The organism is Azospirillum sp. (genome assembly GCF_035627195.1).
Lineage (GTDB): Bacteria > Pseudomonadota > Alphaproteobacteria > Azospirillales > Azospirillaceae > Azospirillum.
Genome location: NZ_DASPMG010000187.1, coordinates 1 through 4,798 on the forward strand (window position 1 = coordinate 1; position 4,798 = coordinate 4,798).

The 4,798-nt window shown below is 71.7% G+C and carries 4 protein-coding genes; all 4 read left to right on the forward strand.

Features of this window, described 5'->3' with window-relative positions; genetic code table 11:
* Positions 1 to 214: 2-keto-3-deoxygluconate permease (locus VED21_RS17335; RefSeq protein ID WP_324884238.1), on the forward strand; the 214-nt coding region annotated here is incomplete at its 5' end.
* Positions 215 to 299: 85 nt separating this feature from the next.
* Complete coding sequence (locus VED21_RS17340; protein ID WP_324884240.1) at positions 300 to 1,082, forward strand: 2-keto-4-pentenoate hydratase; 783 nt, start codon at positions 300 to 302, stop codon at positions 1,080 to 1,082.
* Between the two features lie 66 nt (positions 1,083 to 1,148).
* Positions 1,149 to 1,589 (forward strand): methylglyoxal synthase, encoded by a 441-nt coding sequence (locus VED21_RS17345; protein WP_324884242.1) that lies wholly within the window; start codon positions 1,149 to 1,151, stop codon positions 1,587 to 1,589.
* 94 nt (positions 1,590 to 1,683) lie between these two features.
* Positions 1,684 to 4,515, forward strand: a complete 2,832-nt coding sequence (locus tag VED21_RS17350; RefSeq protein WP_324884244.1) for a PAS domain S-box protein — start codon at positions 1,684 to 1,686, stop codon at positions 4,513 to 4,515.
* Positions 4,516 to 4,798: the final 283 nt, after the last annotated feature.

Sequence of the window (4,798 nt, forward strand, 5' to 3'; positions counted from 1 at the left end):
CGCCTCGATCGAGCCGACGTTCGCCCCGGTCGCCCCGGCCGCCACCGCCCTGGTCGCCACCTGCGTCGTCGTCACCTCGCTGCTGACCCCGGTCCTCACCGCGTGGTGGGCCAAGCGCTACGGCGTCCTGTCGCCCCGCTACCTTGCCGCGCAGCAGGCCGCCGAACAGGCCGAAGCGGCGCCCGTCGCCCTCAAGGTCTCCCCCGCGGAATGACCGCCGCGGAATGACCGGCCCGCACCGGGCGCCCTGAAAGGGGCGCCCGCCCCGGTGGCCCCCCGCCATCGAAAGGAACGTCCCCATGAACGCCATCACCAATGCCATCGCTGGGGTCCCGGCCGTGGCCGAGGCCGTCGAGGTCCTGCTCGCCGCCCGCCGGGAGCACCGCCTGCTGAGCGAACTGCCCGCCACCGCCCGCCCGTCCACCCGGGACGAGGCCTACGCCGTCATGAACGAGGTGGCGCGCCGCCTGGGTCCCGTCACCGCCTGGAAGGTCGGCGGCCCGGCCCCGGATGCCGAGCCGACCTGCGCGCCGATCAACGCCGCGACCCTGTATTTCGACACCGAACGCCTGCCGGCCTCCCAATTCCACGTCATCGGCATCGAGGCGGAGATCGTCTACCGCCTTGCCCGCGACCTGCCCGTCGGCGACCGGCCGTGGACGCGCGAGGAGGTGCTGGACGCCGTCGGTTCCGTCCACCCGGCGTTCGAGATCTGCGACACCCGCTTCGTGACCTATGGCGCGCAGGACGCGCTGAGCCACATGGCCGACCAGGCGAACCACGGCGCGCTGATCGTCGGCAAGGCGGTGGAGAACTGGCGCGCCGTCGACCCGGTGCGCCTGCCCATTACGCTGGAGATCGACGGCAAGGCGGCGGCGAGCGTGGTGGGCGGCAACTCCGCCGGCGATCCGGTCAACCTGCTGACATGGCTGGCCAACGTCGGGTCGCGCCCGTTCGGCGGCCTGCACGCCGGCGACACGGTGACCACCGGCTCGTGCACCGGCACCATCTTCATCAAGCCCGGCGCCCGGTGCGTTGCCCGCTACGAAGGGTTCGGGACCATCGCGCTGACGGTCGCGTGAGCCAAGCCGCCGCGCCCGCGTTCACGCGCGGGCGCGGCGGTCCCGCATTTGGATGGAAAAGGTCCCATGACCCGCAAGCGCATCGCCCTGGTCGCCCACGACGCCCGCAAGGCCGACCTGATCGCGTGGATCGGTGCCAACATCCGCCTGCTGGACGGGCACGCCTTCTGGGCCACCGGCACCACCGGCCAGAAGGTCAGCGCGGCGCACCCCGGCCTGGAGGTCACGCCGCTGAAAAGCGGGCCGCTGGGCGGTGACCAGCAGATCGGCGCCATGATCGCCGAGGGGCGCATCGACCTTCTGGTCTTCTTCGTCGATCCCATGACGGCGCAGCCGCACGACGTGGACGTCAAGGCGCTGACCCGGCTGGCGACGCTGTACAACATTCCCATGGCCTGCAACGAGTCCACCGCCGACATGGTGGTCTCCTCGCCGCTGTTCGCAAACGGCTATCGGCCGCGCCCGGTGGACTTCAGCGGATATGAGACGCGCGGCACAGAAGTGTAGTGACGCAGTCCGCGTATGGTTAATAGCTGATATCGGCGCTTGGTTGTTGCATGATGGAAGTGTGAACATTCGGCTTTCCTGAGTGCGGCAACCCTTGAGCGCCACTGAACCGCCAAGCACTACCGAACCACCCTGGCCCCTGAACGAGCTTGCCCGGATCAACAAGCTCAAGGGCTACTGCGTGCTCGACACGCCGCCCGACCCCGAGTTCGACCGCCTGACGCAGCTGGCCACCCGCCATTTCGGGATGCCGACGGTGCTGGTCAGCCTGGTCGACGAGACCCGCCAGTGGTTCAAGGCCCGCTACGGGTTCGAGGCGCCGGACGTCCCGCGCCGGCTGGCCTTCTGCGCCTACGCCATCCTGACGGACGAGGTCATGGTGGTGCACGACGCCACCCGGGACGAGCGGTTCGTCGAAAACGACCTGGTCACCGGCCCGCCCTATATCCGCTTCTACGCCGGGGCCCCGCTGAAGACGCCGGAGGGGCTGCTGCTCGGCACCTTCTGCGTCATCGACTCCCTGCCGCATTTCGAGTTCAGCGACGAGGCGCGCCGCGACCTGGAGGAGTTCGCCCGCATCGTCGTGCACGAGCTGGAGATGCGCGCCGCACGACGGGCGGCCGACGACGCCCGGCGGGCGGAGGCCGAGGCCCGCGCCGCCGCCGAGCAGGCGGAGGCGCGCTACCGTGCGGTGGTTGAGACCGCGGTCGACGCCATGATCGTCATCGACGAGCAGGGCGTGATGCACGCCTTCAACGCGGCGGCCGAGCGGATGTTCGGCTACACCGCCGCCGAAGCGGTCGGGCAGTGCATCGCCCTGCTGATGCCGCAGGCCGACGCGGCGCGGCACCGGGAGTACATCGACCGCTACCTGAACACGGGCGAGCGCCGCGTCATCGGCATCGGCCGCGAGGTGGAGGGGCGGCACCGCGACGGCTGGACCTTCCCCGTGGAGCTGTCGATCGCCGAGTGGTGGATGGGCGGCCGGCGCCACTTCACCGGCATCCTGCGCGACGTGTCGCGCCGCAAGGCGGCCGAGCGCGCGTTGCGCGAAGGGCACGCCCTGTTCGAAGGCGTGCTGGAGAGCACCACGGACCCGATCTTCGTGAAGGACCTGGCCGGCCGGTACGTGTCGGTCAACTCCGCCGCCGCGCAGGTCTTCGGCCGCGCCCGCGAGGAGGTGGTGGGGTGCATGGACGCCGAGCTGTTTCCCGCCGCCGCCGCGGCCCGCATCGAACGGACGGACCGGCACATCTTGGCGACCGGCCGCAGCGAGACCATCGAGGAGGTCGTCCCGGTGGCCGGCCGGGACGACCCGCGCGCCTTTTCCACGGCGAAGACGCCGCTGCGCGACTCCGACGGCCGCATCGTCGGCCTGGTCGGCGTGGCGCGCGACATCACCGACCGCAAGCGCGCCGAGGAGGCGTTGCGCGCCAGCGAGGAGCGGTTCCGCGCGCTGGTGGAGAACGCGCCGCAGCTGATGTGGGTGAACCGCGCCAACGGCGTGGCCGAGTTCTTCAACCTCGCCTGGCGGACCTACACCGGGCAGGAGACCGCGGAGGGCACGCGCTGGGACGCCGTCCACCCCGACGACCGCGAGCGCATCCAGGAGCTGCGCGAGCGTGCCCTCGCCGCCGGTGAACCCTACGAGTACGAGCTGCGCCTGCGCCGCGCCGACCGCGCCTACCGCTGGCACATCGGCCGCGTCAGCCCGTTGCGCCAGCAGGGTCGCATCGTCGCCTGGGTCGGCACCGCCATGGACGTGGACGACATTCATCGCGCGCGCGAACTGGCCGAGGAGGCGAACCGCTCGAAGAGCCGCTTCCTCGCGTCGGCCAGCCATGACCTGCGCCAGCCCATGCAGTCCATCCTGCTGTTCGCCGAGGCGCTGCGCCCGCACGTCGCGGACACCGCGGGGTGTACGGCGCTGGATCACCTCCAGCAGGGGCTGGACGCGCTGAAGGGGCTGCTGGACGGTTTGCTCGACGTGTCGCGCCTGGACGCCGGCATCGTGCAGCCGCAGTTCGAGGAGATCGCCGTGCGCGAGATCATCGAGCCGCTGGCCGCCGCCTACACGCCGATCGCCCAGGCCAAGGGGCTGGCGTGGCGGGTCGCGCCGTGCGACGCCGTGGTGCGCAGCGACCGGGTCCTGCTCGGCCGCATGGTCCGCAACCTGATCGAGAACGCCATCCGCTACACCCAGCGCGGCACGGTTGCGCTGGACTGCACGGCGGAAGGCGGCCGTCTGCTGATCGAGGTGCGCGACACCGGAATCGGCATCCCGCCGGACCAGCTGGGGCGGATCTTCGAGGAGTTCTATCAGGTCGGCAACCCGGAGCGGGACCGCGCGCAGGGGCTGGGGCTGGGGCTTGCCATCGTGCGCCGCCTGTCGACGCTGCTCGGCCACCCGGTGCGCGCCCAGTCGCGGCCGGGCGGCGGCTCCGTGTTCACGGTCGAGGTTCCGCTCGTCGCCGGGGCGCGGGACAGGGCCGTTCCGTCGCCACCGGTTCCGGACGCCGCCGGACCGATGCCGGATGGCGGGCGTTTCGCCGTCGCCGTGGATGACGACGTGATCGTCCTGCTGGCCCTGCGGACCATGCTGCAGGAGTGGGGCTACGAGGTGCTGACCGCCGCCTCCACGGACGAGGCGATGGCGCGGCTGCGTGCCGCCGGCCGCAAGCCGGACGTCATCCTGGCCGACTACCGCCTGCGCGAGGGGCGCGTCGGGACGGAGGCCGTGGTGCGCATCCGCGAGATATACGGCGCCGACGTCCCCGGCGTCATCGTGACCGGCGAGATCGGGCCGGAGCCGCAGACCGACGCGGCGCGTCACGGCCTGGGGCTGCTGCACAAGCCGGTCACGCCGCGCCTTCTGCGGGCCGCCCTGGCGCGCTACCGGCAGGAGGCTTTGCCGTCGGCGCGCTGATCCGTGCACGCGATCCGGCGTATCGATCGGTGCGGGTTTGTGGTGCGGCTCACAGAAGGCGGGGCGGGGAGCGGGTAGGGTCTGTCCATCGACAACGCGCCGGGCCAGACGGCCCCGCCCCACTCACCGGAAGGAACCGCCACCATGATCCGCCACACCCTGCTCGCCGCCGCCGCCGTCCTGTGCCTGTCCGCCCCCGCCATGGCGCAGAACGTGGTCTCCGCCAACAACACCGCCGCCGGCATCGGCAACGTCGCCGTCCAGCAGGCGATGACCAAGCAGT

Coding starts and splice junctions, on each gene's coding strand:
- VED21_RS17345 (WP_324884242.1), top strand. CDS start 1,149: ATGACCCGCAAGCGCATCGCCCTGGTCGCCCACGACGCCCGCAAGGCC.
- VED21_RS17340 (WP_324884240.1), top strand. CDS start 300: ATGAACGCCATCACCAATGCCATCGCTGGGGTCCCGGCCGTGGCCGAG.